The following is a 21,327-nucleotide window of genomic DNA, read 5'->3' as shown; positions in this document are numbered from 1 at the left end:
TTATGAGTCGGCACAAGATAGGGAAGTTTATAAGAAAGAAAAAAACTATCGTTTTTATTTTTATGGCGTCTAATTATCTTTAAATTTACTGATTCAAAGGATATAGAGAAATATGTTAGAATTAGCAGGAATTATCATTTTAGGAATATTAGCACAATGGGTTGCGTGGAAGTTTAAAATCCCCGCAATTTTACCTTTAATTCTAATTGGTTTATTGGTGGGCCCAATCGCTGCGGCCTATTTAAGTGAAGATGGGAGCAAGTGGATTGAGCCCATTTGGAATGGCGAAAAAGGATTATTTCCTGGAGATGGTTTGTACTATTTTGTTTCTTTGGCCATTAGTATTATTCTTTTTGAAGGGGGCTTAACGCTAAAAAGAAGCGAGATTAAAAATGTAGGGCCTGTAATTACCAAACTAATTACATTGGGTTCTGCTATCACGTTCTTTGGATCTGGAATTCTTGCACACTATATTTTTGATTTAGGTTGGGAAATTTCTTTTCTTTTTGCAGGTTTAATTATTGTTACAGGTCCTACGGTAATTACACCAATATTAAGAAACATTCCACTAAAGAAAGATGTTTCTACCGTTTTAAAATGGGAAGGCATCTTAATAGATCCTATAGGAGCTTTGGTTGCCGTATTGGTTTTCGAGTTTATTAGTGTTGGTGGTGGTGGTGGTTTTACCAAAACAGCTTTGATGGAGTTTGGTAAGATTGTTTTATTCGGAACTTCATTCGGCTTTACCTTTGCACATGCCTTGGCTTTTGCGATCAATAGAAAATTAATTCCGCATTATTTACTGAACGTAGTGTCACTTTCTACAGTATTATTGGTCTTTGTAGAATCGGAAGTTTTTGCGCACGAGTCTGGTCTTTTAGCCGTTGTAGTTATGGGAATGGTGCTAGGAAACGGAAAATTAAAAAACCTTAAAGAATTACTCTATTTTAAAGAATCTTTAAGTGTATTATTAATTTCTATCCTCTTTATTTTATTAGCTGCAAACATCAATATAGAAGATTTAATGCTGCTCTATACTTGGAAAACAGCCATTTTATTTGCTATTGTAGTCTTTGTGATTCGACCTTTAGCCGTTTTTGCAAGTACATTTAATTCGAAATTAAAATTCAACGAAAAATTATTTATAAGTTGGGTAGGGCCAAGAGGTATTGTGGCCGCAGGTATTGCTTCATTATTTGGTAGTAAATTATTAAAAGAAGGAGTAGAAGGCGCAGAATACATTACGCCTTTGGTATTTATGATTGTTTTAGGAACTGTTTTGCTAAATGCAACTACAGCAAGATTGTTTGCGAAAATGGTAGGAGTTTTTCTAAAAAGTTCGAACGCCATTTTAATTGTGGGTGCATCCAGTCCTGCAAGATTAATTGCACATTATTTAACAGAAAACAATAAGAGAGTTGTTTTAATAGACTCGAATAAGAATTTTATTCAAGAAGCGAAAAATATGGATTTAGAAGCCTATACAATTAATGTCTATGACGAAGATTTAACAGATAATATTGAGTTGAATGATGTAGGCTACTTAATTGCAATGACTGGGAGTGAGGCTGTAAATCAATATACAATTAGCAACTTCTCAGAAGCTCTTGGTGAACACGGTTCTTATAGGCTGGCAACTTCTAAAGAAATTAGAAATAAAGCGATGCATAGTAGAACTGAATTTTTAACACCTAAAGACGACTATATTAATATCAGTGAAGCCTTTAGAGACAATCCAAAAATTTACGAAGTAGCGATCGAAACACAAGATGCTTATGAAGCAATGCTTTCTAAACTTTTTAGAGAATCTAGATCTGTGCCATTATTTGTAAGAAAAGGCGAAGAAATTTATTTAATTCCTGAATTTGAAAAATTAGAGGAATCTAAAGAAGACTGTACGCTAGTCTATTTGGGAAAGCCTTTAGAGGAGAATAAACAAAGTGTGCAAAGTCAAGAGGAATAAGAAATCTTGATCGAAAAGAATTTCTCGAAACTCTACCACATTCAAATAAATGCTAGAAATCTAGCTCAAAGGTTTGACGTAGTTTTTCTAACAACGGATTTTTCTCTTTCAGCTTGTTGAATTTTTCTTGTGGTGTATAAGCAAACTTTTTCTCTACAGTTTCATTTAGGTTTACCGAGATAACAATCCCGAAATTATTTAGTTTTTCTCGTAGGAAATTCAATAATTTAGGGCGTCCTTTTTTAAACTGGTCTTGCATTAATTTGTTGGGAACCGTAAATGAAATTTTAAAGCCTGCTTCCAATTTAGGAATGTCTGTTCCTACAATAGAAGCCATACTTCTTTCCCCTTTTTTATTCAGTTGTGCTGTGTACTCTTTCCATAAAGACTGTAGTTTTTTCTCTGTAAAATCAGCTTTTGGATGATTGTCAAAATTTTCTTCTACAACTACTTTCTTTTTATTATTTTGTTGATTGAATCCTTTTAAAGAAAATTTACTGGGTTGATTATTAGAGCGCCCTCTATTTTTTAATACAGGCTTTGCAGCTGCTGGTTTTGGTGGTTCAACAATTTGGCTGATTTTTACCGTTTCAATCTTCTTTTCAACCGGTTTTATAACCTGTTTTTTTGCAGGAGAAAGTGCTTGAAAAAAGGTAGCCGGAATTATGTAGTTAGCTGGTTTTTTTTTTTCTCCATCAAAAGTGATAGAGGCAATCTGCATTAAGCTTAATTCTACCAACAAACGTTGGTTTTTACTAGCTCTATAATTCAAATCGCAGTCATTTGCTTTGCCAATAGCTTGCATTAAAAAAGGAATGCTTGCCTTGGTGGCTTGCGTTAGGTATTTCTTTTTGGCATTGTCGCCAACTTCTAACAGTTCTAAAGTGGCTTTGTCTTTTGCAACTAGTAAATCTCTAAAATGACTCGCCAAACCGTTTATAAAATGATGCCCTTCAAATCCTTTTGCTAAAACGACGTTAAACGCATTTAAAACTTCAGGAATTTTATTGGCTAACAACAAATCTGTCATTCCAAAATAGGTGTCGTAATCTAATACGTTTAAATTTTCGGTAACAGCATCTCTGGTTAAGTTTTTTCCAGAAAAACTAACCACTCTATCAAAAATGGACAATGCATCTCGCATGGCACCATCTGCTTTTTGGGCAATAATGTGCAAAGCATCATCTTCTGCCGTAATATTTTCTTTCTCACAGATGGTTTTTAGATAATTTTTAGCATCTAAAACACCAATTCTTTTAAAATCGAAAATCTGACAACGCGACAAAATCGTAGGAATAATTTTATGTTTCTCTGTAGTTGCTAAAATAAAAATAGCATGTGCAGGTGGTTCTTCCAACGTTTTTAAAAATGCATTAAAGGCCGCCTGAGACAGCATGTGCACTTCATCAATAATATAAACTTTGTATTTTCCTGTTTGTGGCGGAATCCGAACTTGGTCTGTTAAACTTCGAATGTCATCTACAGAATTGTTAGAAGCGGCATCTAGCTCAAAAATATTAAAAGCAAAATCTTCTTCTTCTGCATTTGCTGCATCTTGTTGGTTAATTTTCTTCGCTAAGATTCGAGCACAAGAAGTTTTACCAACACCACGTGGGCCTGTAAATAACAATGCTTGTGCTAAATGATTGTTTTTTATAGCACTCTCTAACGTATTTGTAATGGCTTTTTGCCCTACAACATCCTCAAAATTTTTAGGACGGTATTTACGCGCTGATACTATAAAATGCTCCATTTAGTGAATCAAGTTGAATATTAGGATGTCTGTTCGAGTTTTTCCATCAAAATTAAATTCGATTTCTAGGTACTCAAAGAGCCATTCATTATTTTAATAATTGTTGAACAAAAATAGCCATCTAAAGCCTTCTACACAAAAAGGTTTCTTAACAAAATGCTAAAGTTGTAAACAACTGTAAAAAGATACGTAATTTTACGACTGAATAGATAGTTCGAGTAGTTAGTTTCGAATTAGAAGTTCAGAAAATTGCACCTCGCGTTCATTATCAGATACTTGGTGCAATTTTTAATATTAAAATGATAAAATATTTATGAAAATTATAACCTCTGTTGCATTGCTTAGTTTTTCTATGCTATTATTCTCTTGTTTTGGTGTTTCAGGCAAGAAACAGCAAACCGAATCTGCCATCTATGTGCCGCAAGCAGATACAAAAGTAGCCTATTTTGCAAGCGGCTGTTTTTGGTGTGTAGAAGCCATTTTTGAAAGCGTACATGGCGTAGAAGAAGCCGTTTCTGGATATGCTGGCGGAAATACTTTAAACCCAACCTATGAAAAAATAGGAACAGGACAAACAGGACATGCAGAAGCAGTGGCGGTGTATTACAATCCTGAGAAAGTATCTTTTGAAACTTTAGTGACTGTATTTTTTGGCTCTCATGACCCAACAACCGTAAATGGGCAACATCCAGATTATGGTTCTCAATACAGATCTATTGCTTTTTATAAAACAGCAGCAGAACAAAAAACAATACAAGCCGCTCTTAAAAAACTGAATACAGAAATTTATGACGGAAAAATAGCCACCGAAGTTGCTGCATTAAAAAAGTTTTACAAAGCGGAAGAATACCACCAAGATTTTGAACGTAGAAATCCGAACCAAGGCTATGTAAAAGCAGTTTCGGTACCAAGATTAAATCGATTTAAAGAGAAGTTTCCAGAGTTATTGAAGAAAGGGAATCATTAAAGTATACTTTTATGATTTCGCTAACTTTTCAGCTATGTTTAGTAATGGAATTAAAAGCTATAAGCTTCCAATTAATCACTTAACCAAAATTTTTATTTTAAAGTTAAATAAAAAAAATGGCAGACTTAGGTAAAAGCTTTAGGCTAAGCAACAAAACCCATATTAAATGACTCATTGTTTATTTTGGGAATTAATTATACTTAAAGTTAACAATAGTATAATTCCGTTTTAAAGATTTTTATCAGTAGTTAGCTAAGCTAAATTTTTTTAGGAGAATGCAAACACGTATAAATACCTATTTTTAAAACAAAAAAAACCTCACGATTCCAAAATTTCGGGAGTGAGGTTTTCAATATTTCTAAAAAGAAAAAATTATTTACCGGTTTCTTCTTTCTTTATTTCTGCTTTGTCAGCAATAATTCTTGCCTCCATATTGGCAACTTCCCAAGCGGTATGAAAAACCAAACGTGTTCTGTTTTCTAACAACTCATAGTTAATTTTGTCTGGAGTATCTGAAGGTTTGTGGTAATCTGCATGTGTACCATTAAAATAGAAAATAATTGGCACATTGTTTTTTGCAAAATTGTAATGATCTGATCTGTAATAGAATCTATTTGGATCGTTCTCATCGTTGTATTTATAATCTAAATTAATGTTCATGTATTTTGTATTTACTGCTTCAGAGATGTTGTGCAATTCTGTACTCAACTTGTCTGAACCAATTAAATAGACATAATTCGGATCTGCTTTGTGTCTGTCGTCAATTCTACCCACCATGTCGATATTCAAATCACAAACCGTGTTTGCCAAAGGAAATATAGGGTCTTCATCTGTGTAATATTTAGAACCTAACAACCCTTTTTCTTCACCAGTAACATGTAAAAACAAGATCGAACGTTTTGGTCCTTTTCCTGCTTTTGCTGCCATTTGAAACGCTTGCGCTATTTCTAACATCGCAACGGTACCCGAACCATCATCGTCTGCTCCGTTATAAATTTCGCCATTTTTAATACCTTCATGGTCTAAATGTGCAGAAATTACCACAATTTCATCTGGTTTTTCAGTTCCTTTGATAAAAGCAACTACATTTTCAGAGGCTTTTAAAGGCGTTCTTCTTTTTCTTTTATTTAGAAATTCTGCAGGAACTTCTTGAAAATAATCATCGCCACCTAGTGGAGAAACAATTCCTTCAGAAACATAGAAGTTTTTGATGTATTCCACAGCCATTTTTTGACCTGGTTCACCAGTATTTCTTCCTTCAAATTCATCTGAAGCGTAGGTAAATAAATGAGCGCCTAAATCTTTTGCAGTAATTGTTGCAGCATATTTTGCAGCCTGATCTACGTTTGCATCATCATTAGATGCGTTTTTACTAGAACCACAGGCCATAAAAGCGACTGCACTAGCAACATAAAGTATTTTTTTCATCGATTAAAAAAGTATTTTGTTTATTGATAAGTATTCAAAAGTAACAAAAAGTTACAGGGAATTCAAAATTAGTTTTTGTGAATCACAAATTGTTGTAAGGATTTGTTAAATTTTAACAAATTGTTAGGGAATAGATTTTCAAAAGCATTCTTAGAAATTAAGGCTTCTGTAGTACCAAATTGCACCTTATTTTCTGTGAGTAAAATAATTTCATCTGCAAGTTGCAATGCCAAATTTACTTCATGAGAAGAAATAATAATGGTTTTATCGGTTTCTTTTACTAATTTTTGAAGTAAAGAAAAGATATTTATGGTCTGATGCATGTCTAAATGCGCCGTGGGTTCGTCTAAAATAATTACTGCTGTATCTTGTGCCAAAGCTCTTGCAATTAAAACACGTTGCAATTGGCCGTCACTCAACTCATAAAAACGATTGTTTTTTAAATGGGCGATTGCTGTTTGTTCAATCGCTAGATGTATTTTTTGAAGATCTTCTTCGGCAAGTTTATCAATCCAATTTGTGTAGGGTTGTCTTCCTAGTGCAATCAATTCAAAAACGGTTAATTGACTTTCTGGCAAACGTTCTGTTAACACCAAGCTTAGTTTTTTAGAAAGTTCATTTTCTGAATAAGCATCAAGATTTTTACCATCAAAATGAATGCTGCCAGCAATTGGTTTTTGCACTTTAGAAAGGGTTCTTAACAGCGTCGATTTTCCGATACCATTTTTACCTAAAACACAAATTAGTTTTCCTTTTTCTATGGATAGGTTTATGTTAGAAAGAACAATATTGTCTTGCTTTTTCTGTTGATAACCAATGGTGAGCTGTTCGGTTTTTAGGATGATATGTTTCTTTTTATTTTCGATTTTATTTTAATTTAGTTTCAAAGTTTCAAAGTTTCAAAGTTTCAAAGTTTTGAGAATTCTATGTTTTCTATGCTCCTATGTGGTCAGTTTTTATATTTTCAATTTATCTAAACAAATATTTTCTTTTTCCGAACCAACAACCAAATAACAATGGGCGCACCAAATAATGAGGTAATTGCGTTTATGGGTAAGGTAAATTCACTTGTTGGCAATTGCGCAATACTATCACAAATCAACATAATAATGCCTCCTAAAATAACCACGGCGGGTATTAATGTTTTATGATTAGAAGTTGAAAAAATAATTCTTGCAATATGTGGCACTGCCAATCCAATAAAGGCAATCGGCCCCGCAAAAGCCGTAATAACTCCTGTTAAAACACTTGTAATTAATAAGATGAAATTTCTGCTTTTTTTTACATTGATTCCTAAACTCTTTGCATAATTTTCTCCTAACAATAGGCTGTTTAAAGGTTTTATAATGGTAAGTGTTGCCAACATTCCACTTGTGTAAATAACTATAAAAACAAGCAGTTCGTTCCAAGAAAGGTTTCCTAAGCTTCCAAAACTCCAAAATAAGTATTGTTGAATTTGAGCAGCTTCACTAAAATAAGCCAAAACGCTAATCACGGCAGCCGTTAAAGAGCCAAACATCAAACCAATAATTAAAATAGACATGGTATTCCTTACTTTATTGGCAGCAATAATTACGGCAGATAAAACCAAAAAAGCACCCAAACTAGATGCAATTGGTAAAGACCAACTTGAAATTGAGTTTGTTAAGAAAAACCCACCAAAAAGAGACGAACCTAAGATTAATAAGGCGACACCTAAACTTGCACCTGAGGAAATCCCCAGAACAAAAGGGCCTGCAAGCGGATTTCTAAAAAAAGTTTGCATCAACAGACCTGCTACTGAAAGTCCAGAACCTACTAATATGGCGGTAATTGCTTTTGGCAATCTAAAATGCAAAATAATGGTTTGCCAACTTTCTTTGGAGGGAATGCCTCCAGATAAGGTATTAAGTATTTCTCTGTAAGGAATACTAACAGAACCCAAGCTAATGTTTATAAAAAATAAAACCACCAATAAAATTGACAGTAATATAAAATGTTTTTTGTATGATTGTTGTTCCATCCTATTGTTCCTGCACAAACAAGAATCTATTTGTTTTATGTATGTCTGGTTGAGCGCAGTCGAAACCTAATTACAGTTCTCTTCCGAAGGTTCTGAACGCTCAAAGAGAAATTACTTATCATCTTTTAAGAAAGCCACCAATTTCTGAATTGCAATTCCTCTATGAGAAATTTTATTCTTCTCTTCAGCATTCATGGTTGCAAAAGATTGATGGTATCCTTCGGGTTGAAAGATTGGATCGTACCCAAAACCTTTTTCGCCTTCTTTTTTCTTTAGAATTGCACCTTTGCAAATTCCTTCAAATAAAAACTGTTTTCCGTCTAAATTTAAACAAACAGCAGTTCTAAATTGTGCTTTTCTATTTTTCTTATCACTTAATTCCGAAAGCAATTTTTGCATATTATTTTCAGCATTTGCGGGTTCGCCAGCAAAACGAGCTGAATACACTCCTGGTTTTCCGTTTAAAATTTCTACCTCTAAACCTGTATCATCAGCAAAACAATGGTAACCAAATTTTTGGATAATGTGATCTGCTTTTAATTTTGCATTGCCTTCTAAAGTAGTTTCCGTTTCCTCAACATCATCAAAACAACCAATGTCTTTTAAACTCAATATTTCTATAGAATTGGATAGCATTTCTTGTACTTCTTTTAATTTATTTAAATTGTTGGTGGCAAAGACAAGTTTCATTAAAAATAAGTTGATTTTTCACAAATGTAATCATTTTATAAATGTTATTTTATTGTTTTTTAAGCTCAATAGATTAAAATGATACCGTAAATTGTAAAAATTTAAAAACGTTAAAACTATTGATATCATTGATTTGTCGTGAAAATGTCGGGTTAAAAAGGCTTCAAAAAATTTGTCAACTTAATTTACAACACTAACATTGTATAGAATTTAAAAATCAACATATTATGAAACAGCCAGAATTAGGACAAAAAATATTAGAACTAAGAAAACAAAAAGGATTTACTCAAGAAGAATTGGTAGAACAATGCAATATTAATGTTCGTACAATTCAGAGAATTGAAGCTGGTGATGTTGCCCCCAGAAGTTATACCATAAAAGCTATTTTAGAAGTGCTAGGTTTTGATTATTCAGAAATTTTTGACAAAAAATACATTCCTGGAAAATTTGATACCATTTTAGGAATCGATAAAAACAATATTTATAAGCAATTAAACATTGCTATGATTTTTGGAATTGTTTATTTTATAGTTGGTTTTTTTGAAGTTGGTGCTGAGTTTTTAAGTTTTGAAAAAGAAAGTAGTATTTTTAAAAGTATTTACATCGCAATTAAAACACTATCAATTATTTCTCTATTTCTATTTTTTAGAGGTTTTGTGATAATAGGGGCAATGTTTAAAAATTATTTATTACAAATAAGCGCATTCTTAATCATTGTTTTTGTCTTTTTCTTTTCAGTTTTAGATGTAACTTCATTATATGTTTGGGAAGAATTTTTAGGTGTTTTCGGAATGGCAAAACTTATTGCCTATGGTGTTTTAAGTATTTTATTGGGAATTGCTATCAGAAGGTTGGTAGATTTTGGAGACTTGGCAAAATGGACTGGAATACTTGAAATTATTACAGGAATTTGTTTGTTAGCCGTTATTTTATCTCCAATTGGTGTGGTGACACAATTTATCGTAGAAATTTTTGAAATCATATTAATCTATAGAGTTGGCTTAGTTCTAAAAGAGTCAGTTTAGAAATTACTCATGATGATACGGTTCATTCTTCAAAATCGTAAAACCTCTATACAGCTGCTCTACAACAAATAAACGAATCATTTGATGAGAAAAGGTCATTTTAGACAATGAAATTTTCCCAGTTGCTTTTTTATAAACCGCATCAGAAAATCCATAAGGACCACCAATCACCAAAACCAGTTGCTTGATTCCAGAATTCATTTTCTTTTGTAAATATTGAGAAAATTGAATCGAAGTAAACTCTTTTCCCTTATCGTCTAATAAAACCAACTGGTCTGTGTTTTGTAGTTTCGATAAAATGAGTTCACCTTCTTTTTCTTTTTGCTGAACCTCGCTTAGATGCTTTACATTTTTAATATCTGGAATGATTTCTAATTCGAACTTTATATAATGTTTTAGACGGTTTTGATATGCTTCAATTAATTGAATTAGGTTCTTATTGTCCGTTTTACCAATAGCGAGTAGTTTAATTTTCATTTTTTATGTTTGGTTGAGCGCAGTCGAAACCTTTTTAAAAACCTCTCACAAGCGGCGCTTTTATCTTCAAACTTACATATATTTCAGTTTTCAATAATGCTCGAGGTGACAATCATTGTCGTTACAAATTTATTTGTTTTAAAACATAAAATCATCAGAACTTACATAAAATTGAAAATCATTGTTATTTTTACATCAGAATTAGAACAAATATGATATCAAAAACACAATTTGAAAAAGAATTAGAATTAATTATTGCGAATGCCATTAGAGAAGATGTGGGTGATGGAGATCATACATCACTTTCTTGCATTCCTGCCGATGCGCAAGGAACAGCAAAATTATTGGTAAAAGATGAAGGAATTATTGCTGGAGTTGAATTCGCAAAACAAGTTTTTGCCTATGTGGATGCCGATTTAGAGGTCGAAACGTTTATCAATGATGGTGAAAAAGTTGCTTATGGAGATATTGTCTTTCATGTTTCAGGAAAATCGCAATCTATTTTAATGGCAGAGCGTTTGGTGTTGAATGCAATGCAACGAATGTCTGCAATTGCCACAAAAACCGCATCTTTTGCTGATTTGTTAAAAGGAACAAAAACCAAAGTTTTAGATACCCGAAAAACCACTCCAGGAATTAGAGCTTTAGAAAAATGGGCGGTAAAAATTGGTGGCGGAGAAAACCATCGTTTTGCGTTGTATGATATGGTGATGATCAAAGACAATCATATTGATTTTGCGGGCGGAATTACTGCAGCAATCACCAAAACAAAGCAATATTTAGCAGAAAAAAATTTGGATATTAAAATCATTGTAGAAGCGAGAAGCTTAGATGAAATCAAAGAAATTTTGTCTAATAAAGGTGTTTATAGAATTTTAATTGATAACTTTAATTATGAAGATACCAAAAGAGCAGTTTCTTTAATTGGAGATACCTGTCTTACAGAATCTTCTGGAGGAATCAATGAAAAAACAATTAGAAAATACGCAGCATGTGGGGTCGATTTTATTTCTTCTGGGGCATTAACACATTCGGTTTATAATTTAGATTTGAGTTTGAAAGCCGTTTAGAAAAAGGATTTAAAAATTTCAATAGCATCCAGCTTTAACTGGCTGAAAATGAAAATGAAAAATAATAAAAAAAGGCAGATAAACGTAACACCCATGAATAGCAATTCGCTTTAGCGTGTTGCTATTGATGGATTGCTATCTGAATATAAAATTAGTATTGAATGAAAAGAGTAAGTTTTTATGTGCTATTATTAAGTTTTTTTATGTTCTCTTGTGATCGAAATAAAAGTAATATTCCCATTTTTTCTTACAAGCTACAGAAAGAGGGAGTTCAAAAATTAAAATTAGGTATTAATGAAAAAGAGAACCAAATAAATTTTGAATATCTTCACGAAAAAGATACAGTCAAAGAGATTTTTCTAAAATATAATCCTGAAATTGATGTTCTGATTTTAGAATTAGATACTTTCCAGCACATTGACAAAAGTTATGACTCTAAAAGTTTAAACTTTAAAATGTACCAATCAAAAAATAGTAAAGAACAGGATAGATCTTTGGTTTTCAATTCAAAATATGGTCTTTTAGCAAGTTTAGCTTATGGCGCTGATTTTTTATTTTTAAAAGATTCCGTTTCAACAAATGATAAAGAATTGATTTTTAAAGGAATCTTTTTAGAGATGAATAAAATTCATATCGAATAATATTTTTAAAAACTTAGTTACTTTGCCACTAAATTTAACTTTGTAGTTCAAACAATGACAAAAGAAGTAGAAGACAATTTAGACAAAATACCAATCGTAAATGTTTTGGTAAGAACTGGGAAGAAAATGAAAGTTCCTGGTCTAGAAGGTATGTCTTTATATGACCTTTTAGAAATGTATTTTATAGGAATTATAGAAGGTGCACTCACTACAAGAGCAGGCGGAATTGCATACAGTTTCTTTATGGCAATTTTTCCTTTTTTGTTGTTTGTATTAACGTTAATTCCTTTTATGCCCATACCAGGAGTTCAAGAAAGTTTACTCTCTATAATTTCAGATATTTTACCTCCAAAAACCTTTGATGCCGTAGATTCTGTGTTGGTAGATATTATTAAAAATCAGTACGGTGGTTTGCTTTCTTTTGGTTTTATAGGCTCTATTTTTTTAATGACAAATGGTGTGAATGCCATTTTTGGTGGTTTTGAATATTCGTACCACGTAAAAATAGTGAGAAACGTTTTTAGATCTTACTTTGTTGCCATGTTGGTTTCTATTGTAATTGTTTTATTTCTGTTGGTGACCGTACTTTTAATTATATTTTTTGAATTGGTTTTAAAAGATATGGTTACTTTAGGCTGGTTAGAAGACAATTTAATTTGGATACAGTTAGCCAGAGGTCTTATGTTTTTAATCATGATTTTTTTGACCGTTTCTATGCTGTATCATTATGGTGTTAAAGAAGGAAAACATTCAGGATTCTTTTCTCCAGGAGCTGTATTTACGACTATTTTATCAATCTTAACATTTTATCTTTTTGGGTATTACGTAAATGAATTTGCAAAATACAATGAGCTATATGGCTCCATTGGTACACTTTTAATATTGATGCTTTTTATTTGGTTAAATGCCATTATTTTACTTTTAGGTTTTGAATTAAATGCTACAATTTACTCTTTAAGAAGACGAAATAAAACCTTTGTAACTCCTAAAAAATTATAACTTTTTCACGATATTTGTCCGCGCAGAGCGTTTAGGTATTTCACTCTTGTGAAAGTTTGCCTTTTTGCTGTGTTTGTCATTCCTGCCAAGTCGAGATTTTAATAAATCGCTCGACTCCGTTCGAGGAGACACATTAAAAAACAGTAATTTATGAAACCAAGCATCCCAAAAGGAACCAGAGATTTTTCGCCAACAGAAGTTGCCAATCGTACGTATATTATGAACACGATTAAAACGGCTTTTGAAACTTTTGGTTTTCAGCCAATTGAAACGCCAAGTTTTGAAAACTCCTCTACTTTAATGGGGAAATATGGTGATGAAGGGGATCGGTTGATTTTTAAGATTTTAAACTCTGGAGATTTTTTATCAAAAGCTAATGAAAAATTATTATCAGAAAAGGATAGTTTAAAACTAACTTCTCAAATCTCCGAAAAAGCATTGCGCTACGATCTTACAGTTCCGTTTGCAAGATATGTGGTACAACACCAAAACGAAATTACCTTTCCTTTTAAAAGATATCAAATTCAGCCCGTTTGGAGAGCAGATAGACCACAAAAAGGGCGTTTTAGAGAGTTCTTTCAATGTGATGCAGATGTTGTTGGCAGTACATCTTTATGGCAAGAAGTAGAGTTTATACAATTGTATGATACTGTTTTTACCGATTTAGGTTTGGCGGGAACCACCATCAAAATTAATAATAGAAAAATACTATCTGGAATTGCAGAAGTAATTGGTGCGCAAGACAAACTCATCGATTTTACAGTCGCTCTAGACAAGTTAGATAAAATTGGTAAAGAAGGTGTTGTCAAAGAAATGCTTGCTAAAGGAATTACAGCAAATGCGATTGAAAAAGTACAACCTTTGTTTGATTTTTCAGGATCTAATGTAGAGAAATTAGCTTCTTTAGAAAGTATGTTGCAAACTTCCGAAGAAGGAAAAAAAGGCGTAGAAGAATTACGTTTTGTAATTCGTTCAATTTCAGAATTGGAATTAAAATCTACTAATTTAGAAGTAGATGTAACCTTAGCAAGAGGTTTAAACTATTACACAGGTGCCATTTTTGAAGTTGCTGCACCAGAAGGCGTAAAAATGGGTTCTATTGGTGGTGGCGGAAGATATGACGATTTAACAGGCATTTTTGGTTTAAAAGACGTTTCGGGTGTTGGAATTTCATTCGGATTGGATAGAATTTATTTGGTGTTAGAGGAATTAGGTCTGTTTAAAACGGTCGATTTGCCAAAACCAAAAGTACTCTTTGTGAATTTTGGTGAAGAAGAAGCAATGTATGCAATGAAAGCAATTTCTAAATTGAGAAAACAGCATATCAAATCAGAATTATTTCCGGATGCCGCAAAAATGAAAAAACAGATGAATTATGCGAACAAGCGTAAAATTGAATTTGTTGTTATTGTGGGGTCGGAAGAAATAGAAAAACAAGAATTTACCTTAAAAAATATGGTTTCTGGCGAGCAAACAAATTGTTCATTATCAGAATTAATAGCGAAATTAAAATAGTCTTTCAAAATATCGGGACAGGTAGAGGTTCGTATAATGAACATTCTAGATGTTGTAATTAAGCTTGCCGAAGTTTATTGAAGTATAATTATAATTGATGCAAAAATTATAATAATACATTGTAAACCCGTAAATTTGCACTTTAATAAACGATTGAAATGTTTGAACTGAACAGCAAAATGAATGACGAAAGAATTGACGAAATAGGTGAAAACCACGTGGCAACTTCTGCTCAAAATCCAGTGAGAGACGATGCTTTTGATATTTCTGATGAAGAAAAAATTAATAGAATCCAAGAAAGTGTAAAAGAAATCTTGATCACTTTAGGAATGGATCTAACGGATGATAGCATGCAGGGGACGCCTAAAAGAGTTGCCAAAGCTTTTGTAAATGAAATGTTTATGGGTTTAAACCCTAAAAATATGCCAAAACCATCTACGTTTGACAATAATTATAATTATGGTGAAATGTTGGTAGAAAAGAACATCGTGGTGTATTCTACCTGCGAGCATCATTTATTACCAATTATTGGAAAAGCACATGTTGCTTATATTTCTGGTGGAAAGGTAATTGGGCTTTCTAAAATGAATAGAATTGTAGAGTATTTTTCTAAAAGACCACAAGTACAAGAGCGTTTAACCATGCAAATTGTGCAAGCAATGCAAGAGGCTTTAGGAACACAAGATGTGGCCTGTGTTATTGACGCAAAGCATTTATGTGTAAATTCAAGAGGAATTAAAGACATCGAGAGTTCTACAGTAACTTCAGAATTTGGAGGGAAGTTTAAAGAGAAAACAACTAGAAAAGAATTTTTACAATATTTACAAATGGATACAAAATTCTAAACTTTAGGATTTATATTATTAGAACCCGTTTTGAAATCTTCAGAACGGGTTTTTGTTTTTTTACTTCTACGCAAAATAAGAAAACATACTGCGTGTTTTTAGCTCTTCATTTATTTAAAATGATCATATTTTTTAATTGAGTGATTTTTTTACCAAAATTTTGAAAGCTTGAAAAAGCCCACTTTCCTGTCACAGCTAGCTTTCAGAAATACAAAATCAAAATAAAACAAATTTTTTTGAGACACTTTTAAAACTTTTACGTTCTTATATTGTAAGAGAAAACCAACCAAGCTTTTTTTGAATTCGAAAAATATCATACAAAATTGTAAAAAGAATGAATACTCCGCTCAATTGGAAGTATATCATGCATATAAAAACATGATGTTTGGTAGCGCTCTAAGAATCGTAAAGAGTAGGGAAGAAGCAGAAGATATTGTACACGATTGTTTTATAAAAGGTTTTGAGAAAATACATCAGATTGATGATGATGCCAATTTAGGAGCTTGGTTAAAAAGAATAGTCATAAACAAATCTTTAGATGTTGTAAGGCATAAAAAAAAGATGATTTGGGTGGAAGAAACGTTGCTTTTAGAACAAGAAAATATACTTATTGAAGATGATATAGTGCCAACTATTTCAGTTGAATTTGTAAAGGAATGCATCCATAAATTAAAAGAAAAATACAGCATTATTCTTGTTTTATATATGATTGAAGAGTATAATCATAGAGAAATAGGAGCTTTATTAGATTTAAAAGAAAGTACGGTTAGAAACCAATACAAAAGAGGAAAAGAGCAACTTTTAGCGTTGTTAAAAAACAAGGAAGAATGAAATTAGAAGAATTCATACAAAAAAACAAAGCATCTTTTCGAGAAGAAAAAATGCCTAATAAAGCAACAGTTGCTTTTGAGAAGTTGTTGAAGGAAAAATTACATCCACCAAAAAAACAGACAGTCTATTATTTAAAATACATTGCTGTTGCAGCTTGCTTTGCAGTGATCATTGCCTCACTTTTTTGGGTTCAAAATTCTGAAGTATCTCATAATGATAAAACAGCATTGTTAGCCAATTTAAATGCAGATTCTGCTGGAAAAAGATTAGAAGGTGTCTATAAATTTAATGATGAGTATGAAAAAGAAGACGAGAAAATCATCAATAGATTGCTTACCATTTTACACAAAGACGAAAATGCAAATGTAAAAATTGCAACGGTAGATGCACTTTTAAAATTTCCGTCGAATGAAAAAATAAGAAAGAATTTAATAACAGCTTTAGAAAACGAAACAACACCACTAGTACAAATTAAATTGATAAAAGCATTGAGCATTTTAAGGGAAAATCGTGCACGAAAACCTCTTGAAAAGATCATAAATAATGAACAAACCTATCCAATAGTAAAGAACAATGCAACTTTAGCTATGGTAGAAATAAACCAATAACAACATGAAAAATTTAAAATATACATTCATTTTAGCAATTGCATTTTCGTTTTTAAACGTCAATGCACAAGAGAAAAAGATAAAATTTAACAAAGGAACTTTAAAAATCTGTTCGTCTAAAAACTTTTCGGTAAAAGGTTATGACGGTGATGAAGTCATCATTAAAAGCATTCATGATAAAAGCACGAGTCATTTTTTTAGAAGTCGGAACAATTTAAGGTATCCTCAAGTAGGAACAGGAAAAAGGTTGAAAGGGTCTGCTATTAGTTCTTCTATCAATTACCAAGTAAGAACTGATTCGACTCGAATGAATAAATTATATAGAGGATTTGGAAGGGTTTTAGATAGTACAGAAAAAAATAATTTTATTATTTATAGTACAGATAGCAATCGTAAAAAAGGATTAAAGAAGTTAGGTAAAGAGAATGAAAATAAAGAATTAGGCATATATTTTATCATTGAGAGAATTGGAGATGAATTGGTTTTTAAAGACGATACAGAAAATCAATATGTTATGATTGCAAACGAGCAGTATGAGATTAAAATTCCGAATACTTTAAAATTGAACTGGGAAACAAATGGCTGTAAAAAGGAAAAAGAAAATACAAGAAAATATGTTTTCTTCAATTCTAAAGCTTCCTCTTTATCTAATTTTAATGGTGAAGTAGAAATATCAACTTCTTTAAATAACATGCGTTTAGTAGATGTTACGGGGCCTGTTTCTATCAATTCAATAGGAGGAAACATAACCATTGAATTCGATAAAAAAACACCTAGGAAATTATACTCTGTGTATTCTAACAATGGTTTTATAGACATTACAATTCCTTCTAATTCTAGTTTAAATTTAGATGCAACCGCAAGTGATATTTTTAGTGATATTGATTTTAATGTGCAAGATGAAAAGGAAGTGGAAGGCTTGCAAAAAATGAAATTAAAATTAAATTCAGGGAAAGTAACAATGAAGTTGAATGCAGGTTTGGGGAATATTTATTTGAGGAAAAAATAAAAATTATTTGAGTTAGTTTAAAAATCCGTTTAGAAATTTTCTAAACGGATTTTTTATGATATAATTTTTAAACGTTTCGTCATTCCTGTGAAAACAGGAATCTAAATTTGACTATTATGGATTCCTGTTGTCACAGGAATGACAGATAAAAATATTTTACTTATTCACTAAAACCCATTCTCCTTTTTCAATCAAAGGAATGGCTTGTTTAAATTTCACTTCTTTTTCTTCACCACTCATTACATTTTTAATAGTAATACGTTCGTTTCTACCAATTTTTGGCTGTTCTCTCACGATGGTTTCAACCGGTTCTTGTTGTTGCTGACGAGAGCTAGAGATAGCTTGTTCACTAGAGTTTTGTACGGCTGCTTTACTTGTATTTAAACGCTCTCTTCTTTGATCTCTAGCTTCAGAAATTTGATTTGAATCTTGTGTTGGCAATTCTCCTTTAAATAAGAAAGACAATACTTCTTTGTTAATTTCGTCGACTGTTTTCTTAAATAATTCAAAAGCTTCAAACTTGTAAATTAACAAAGGGTCTTTTTGTTCGTAAGAGGCATTTTGAACAGACTGTTTTAACTCGTCCATTTTACGTAAATGCTCTTTCCAATTTTCATCTATAATTGCTAACGTAATATTTTTCTCGAAGTCTGTGACCAAACTTTTTCCTTCACTTTCATAGGCTTCTTTAAGATTTGTAACTACTTGCAGAGATTTTATTCCGTCTGTAAAAGGAACTACAATTCGCTCATATCTATCACCTTCATTTTCAAAGACATCTTTAATCACCGGATATGCTAAAACGGCATTTCTTTCGATCTTGTTTTTATAGTGTGCAGAAACAATATCATACAATTTATCTGCCAATTCTTTTTCAGACATTTTCTCAAATTCTTCTTCAGAAAAAGGAGAAGTCATTGAAGAAAAACGAATCAGTTCAAATTCAAAGTTTTGAAAATCTTTAAGGGCTTTGTTACCATTGATGATAGATTCGCAAGTATCATAAATCATATTTGCAATATCTACTTGCAAACGTTTACCATCTAAAGCATTACGTCTTCTTTTATAGACAAACTCACGTTGCGAGTTCATAATATCATCATATTCTAATAGACGTTTTCTGATACCAAAGTTATTCTCTTCCACTTTCTTTTGTGCTCTTTCAATAGATTTAGAAATCATAGAATGCTGAATAACTTCGCCTTCTTTTAATCCCATTCTATCCATCATTTTTGCAATTCTATCAGAACCAAAAAGACGCATTAAATTGTCATCTAAAGCAACGTAGAATTGTGTAGAACCAACATCACCTTGTCTTCCTGCACGCCCTCTTAACTGTCTATCTACTCTTCGAGAATCATGTCTTTCTGTACCAATAATTGCCAAACCACCAGCATCTTTAACTTCTGGTGAAAGCTTAATATCTGTTCCACGACCAGCCATGTTGGTTGCAATGGTTACTACACCAGATTTACCTGCTTCTGCAACAACATCTGCTTCACGCTTGTGTAATTTTGCATTTAAAATATTATGAGGAATTTTACGCATTTGCAACATTCTACCTAATAATTCGGATATTTCTACAGAAGTGGTACCGACTAAAACAGGACGATTTTCTGCCACTAACTTTACAATATCTTCTATTACTGCATTGTATTTTTCACGTGCAGTTTTGTATACTAAGTCTTCTTTATCGTCTCTTTGAATGGGTTTATTTGTAGGAATTTCTACAACATCTAATTTGTAGATTTCCCACAATTCACCAGCTTCTGTAATCGCAGTACCTGTCATCCCGGAAAGTTTGCGATACATTCTAAAGTAATTCTGTAATGTTACGGTTGCGAAAGTTTGCGTAGCATCTTCAATTTTTACGTTCTCTTTTGCTTCAATGGCTTGGTGTAAACCGTCTGAATAACGGCGACCATCCATGATACGACCGGTTTGTTCATCAACAATCATTACTTTGTTTTCCATCACCACATATTCCACATCTTTTTCAAAAACAGTGTATGCTTTTAAAAGCTGATTCATGGTGTGAATACGCTCACTTTTTATACTGAAGTCTTTGTATAATTCTTCTTTTTGTTTTGCTTTTTCTTCTTTTGAAATCTCAGCGCTATCAATTTCACCAATTTTTACACCAATATCTGGTAAAACGAAGAAATTATCATTGTCGGTTTTTTCTGATAAATGTGCGATTCCTTTATCGGTTAAATCAATTTGATTGTTTTTTTCTTCAATAACAAACCACAAAGCTTCATCTACTTCTGGCATTAATTTGTTATTGTCTTGCATGTAATAATTTTCTGTCTTTTGAAGAATTTGTTTGATTCCTTCTTGAGATAGAAACTTGATTAGTGCTTTGTTTTTAGGCAAACCTCTATAAACTCTTAACAATTGAAAACCACCTTCTTTGGTATCTCCATTTGCGATTAGTTTTTTGGCTTCTGCCAAAACGCCAATTAAATATTTACTTTGTATCGCAACTAAATCGCTTACTAAAGGTTTTAATTCGTTAAATTCATGTCTATCTCCTTGAGGAACTGGCCCCGAGATAATTAACGGAGTTCTTGCATCATCAATTAAAACAGAATCTACTTCATCGATAATGGCATAGTTTGGTGGGCGTTGTACCAAATCGTCTTTAGAACTTGCCATATTATCACGTAAATAATCAAAACCAAATTCGTTATTTGTTCCATAAGTGATGTCTGCATTGTATGCTTTTCTTCGAGCGTCTGAATTTGGTTGGTGGTAATCGATACAATCTGTAGTAAAACCATGAAACTCAAAAATAGGTCCCATCCACGCTTTATCACGTTTTGCCAAATAATCATTTACCGTTACTAAATGCACGCCGTTTCCTGTTAACGCATTTAAATAAACGGGTAAAGTAGAAACTAAGGTTTTTCCTTCACCAGTCATCATTTCTGCAACTTTACCTTGGTGCAAAACAGAACCACCAATTAACTGTACATCGTAATGCACCATGTCCCAAGTAACAGGTTTTCCTGCTGCATCCCAAGAGTTTGCCCAAAATGCTTTGTCGCCTTCTAAAGAAATATGATCTCTTTCTCCAGATAATTCTCTATCAAAAGAAGTAGCTGTTACTTCGATTTCTTCGTTCTCTACAAAACGTTTTGCAGTTTCTTTAACTACTGCGAAAGCTTCGGGCATTATTTCTAATAATGTGTCTTCAGAAACTTTGTAGGCTTCATCTTTTAAAGCATCAATTTCAGTATAAATATCTTCTTTTCTATCGATGTTTGCTTCTACAGCTTCTTCTTCTAGAGCGATAATTTTATCATCAAATTCTTTGGTAGCTGTTTTAATTCTTTCTTTAAACTCTAATGTTTTTGCTCTTAATTCATCATTAGAAAGTTTAGAAAATGCTGCTTCAAATTTCTTTACGTCTTCTACAACGGGTTGTAAAATTTTTAAATCTTTTTGCTGTTTGTCTCCTACAAAAAGTTTAATTACTGAATTTAAAATACTCATTATATA

At 32.2% G+C, this 21,327-nt stretch carries 18 protein-coding genes; 11 read left to right on the top strand and 7 right to left on the bottom strand.

What is annotated here, in order from left to right; genetic code table 11:
• Positions 1 to 112 precede the first annotated feature (112 nt).
• Positions 113 to 1,963, top strand: coding sequence for a sodium:proton antiporter (locus tag Q0998_RS02550; protein ID WP_299665805.1), 1,851 nt, complete (start codon positions 113 to 115; stop codon positions 1,961 to 1,963).
• A gap of 52 nt (positions 1,964 to 2,015) precedes the next feature.
• Here Q0998_RS02550 and dnaX read toward each other — a convergent pair whose 3' ends face one another.
• The gene (gene dnaX / locus Q0998_RS02545; RefSeq protein ID WP_299665802.1) at positions 2,016 to 3,716 is read right to left on the bottom strand and encodes a DNA polymerase III subunit gamma/tau; all 1,701 of its coding nucleotides are present in this window, start codon (positions 3,714 to 3,716) and stop codon (positions 2,016 to 2,018) included.
• A gap of 313 nt (positions 3,717 to 4,029) precedes the next feature.
• On the opposite strand from dnaX, the gene msrA reads away from it, so the two are divergent.
• A complete protein-coding gene (msrA, locus tag Q0998_RS02540; RefSeq protein WP_299665799.1) occupies positions 4,030 to 4,683 on the top strand; it encodes a peptide-methionine (S)-S-oxide reductase MsrA in 654 nt (217 codons plus the stop codon).
• A 372-nt stretch (positions 4,684 to 5,055) separates the two neighbouring features.
• On the opposite strand, the gene Q0998_RS02535 is transcribed toward msrA, so the two are convergent.
• The 4 genes from Q0998_RS02535 to Q0998_RS02520 all read right to left on the bottom strand — a co-directional run bounded on the left by Q0998_RS02535 (position 5,056) and on the right by Q0998_RS02520 (position 8,803).
• The gene (locus Q0998_RS02535; RefSeq protein ID WP_299665796.1) at positions 5,056 to 6,111 is read right to left on the bottom strand and encodes a M28 family metallopeptidase; all 1,056 of its coding nucleotides are present in this window, start codon (positions 6,109 to 6,111) and stop codon (positions 5,056 to 5,058) included.
• Between the two features lie 68 nt (positions 6,112 to 6,179).
• Positions 6,180 to 6,884 (bottom strand): ABC transporter ATP-binding protein, encoded by a 705-nt coding sequence (locus Q0998_RS02530; RefSeq protein WP_366943590.1) that lies wholly within the window; start codon positions 6,882 to 6,884, stop codon positions 6,180 to 6,182.
• 200 nt (positions 6,885 to 7,084) lie between these two features.
• Entirely contained in the window at positions 7,085 to 8,113 is a 1,029-nt protein-coding gene (locus Q0998_RS02525; RefSeq protein WP_299665794.1) for an iron ABC transporter permease, read from the bottom strand.
• A gap of 111 nt (positions 8,114 to 8,224) precedes the next feature.
• On the bottom strand, positions 8,225 to 8,803 hold the full coding sequence (locus Q0998_RS02520) for a non-canonical purine NTP diphosphatase (protein ID WP_299665792.1): 579 nt from the start codon (positions 8,801 to 8,803) through the stop codon (positions 8,225 to 8,227).
• A 227-nt stretch (positions 8,804 to 9,030) separates the two neighbouring features.
• On the opposite strand from Q0998_RS02520, the gene Q0998_RS02515 reads away from it, so the two are divergent.
• Positions 9,031 to 9,828, top strand: coding sequence for a helix-turn-helix transcriptional regulator (locus tag Q0998_RS02515; RefSeq protein WP_299665789.1), 798 nt, complete (start codon positions 9,031 to 9,033; stop codon positions 9,826 to 9,828).
• A gap of 3 nt (positions 9,829 to 9,831) precedes the next feature.
• Here Q0998_RS02515 and rlmH read toward each other — a convergent pair whose 3' ends face one another.
• On the bottom strand, positions 9,832 to 10,305 hold the full coding sequence (rlmH, locus tag Q0998_RS02510) for a 23S rRNA (pseudouridine(1915)-N(3))-methyltransferase RlmH (protein WP_299665786.1): 474 nt from the start codon (positions 10,303 to 10,305) through the stop codon (positions 9,832 to 9,834).
• Positions 10,306 to 10,517: 212 nt separating this feature from the next.
• Here rlmH and nadC point away from each other — a divergent pair, with 212 nt between their 5' ends.
• The 8 genes from nadC (at position 10,518) to Q0998_RS02470 (ending at position 17,823) form a co-directional block, all read left to right on the top strand.
• Positions 10,518 to 11,375, top strand: a complete 858-nt coding sequence (nadC, locus tag Q0998_RS02505) for a carboxylating nicotinate-nucleotide diphosphorylase (RefSeq protein WP_299665783.1) — start codon at positions 10,518 to 10,520, stop codon at positions 11,373 to 11,375.
• Between the two features lie 161 nt (positions 11,376 to 11,536).
• Positions 11,537 to 12,016, top strand: coding sequence for a hypothetical protein (locus Q0998_RS02500; RefSeq protein WP_299665780.1), 480 nt, complete (start codon positions 11,537 to 11,539; stop codon positions 12,014 to 12,016).
• A 54-nt stretch (positions 12,017 to 12,070) separates the two neighbouring features.
• Positions 12,071 to 13,015 (top strand): YihY/virulence factor BrkB family protein, encoded by a 945-nt coding sequence (locus Q0998_RS02495; RefSeq protein WP_299665776.1) that lies wholly within the window; start codon positions 12,071 to 12,073, stop codon positions 13,013 to 13,015.
• A gap of 150 nt (positions 13,016 to 13,165) precedes the next feature.
• On the top strand, positions 13,166 to 14,530 hold the full coding sequence (gene hisS / locus Q0998_RS02490) for a histidine--tRNA ligase (RefSeq protein WP_299665773.1): 1,365 nt from the start codon (positions 13,166 to 13,168) through the stop codon (positions 14,528 to 14,530).
• A gap of 158 nt (positions 14,531 to 14,688) precedes the next feature.
• Positions 14,689 to 15,375 carry a GTP cyclohydrolase I FolE gene (gene folE / locus Q0998_RS02485; protein WP_299665770.1) on the top strand — a complete coding sequence of 229 codons (687 nt, stop codon included), beginning with the start codon at positions 14,689 to 14,691 and terminating at the stop codon, positions 15,373 to 15,375.
• Between the two features lie 297 nt (positions 15,376 to 15,672).
• Entirely contained in the window at positions 15,673 to 16,206 is a 534-nt protein-coding gene (locus Q0998_RS02480) for a sigma-70 family RNA polymerase sigma factor (RefSeq protein WP_299665767.1), read from the top strand.
• A complete protein-coding gene (locus Q0998_RS02475) occupies positions 16,203 to 16,814 on the top strand; it encodes a HEAT repeat domain-containing protein (protein WP_299665765.1) in 612 nt (203 codons plus the stop codon). The genes Q0998_RS02480 and Q0998_RS02475 overlap by 4 nt, the downstream gene beginning before the upstream one ends.
• Positions 16,815 to 16,818: 4 nt before the next feature.
• Positions 16,819 to 17,823 (top strand): hypothetical protein, encoded by a 1,005-nt coding sequence (locus tag Q0998_RS02470; protein WP_299665763.1) that lies wholly within the window; start codon positions 16,819 to 16,821, stop codon positions 17,821 to 17,823.
• 156 nt (positions 17,824 to 17,979) lie between these two features.
• Here Q0998_RS02470 and secA read toward each other — a convergent pair whose 3' ends face one another.
• On the bottom strand, positions 17,980 to 21,321 hold the full coding sequence (secA, locus tag Q0998_RS02465; protein WP_299665760.1) for a preprotein translocase subunit SecA: 3,342 nt from the start codon (positions 21,319 to 21,321) through the stop codon (positions 17,980 to 17,982).
• Positions 21,322 to 21,327 lie beyond the last annotated feature (6 nt).

The organism is uncultured Polaribacter sp. (assembly GCF_947501385.1).
Classification (GTDB): domain Bacteria; phylum Bacteroidota; class Bacteroidia; order Flavobacteriales; family Flavobacteriaceae; genus Polaribacter.
The sequence above is the reverse complement of the archived record's forward strand: the minus strand, read 5'-3'. Positions and strand labels throughout refer to the sequence as shown.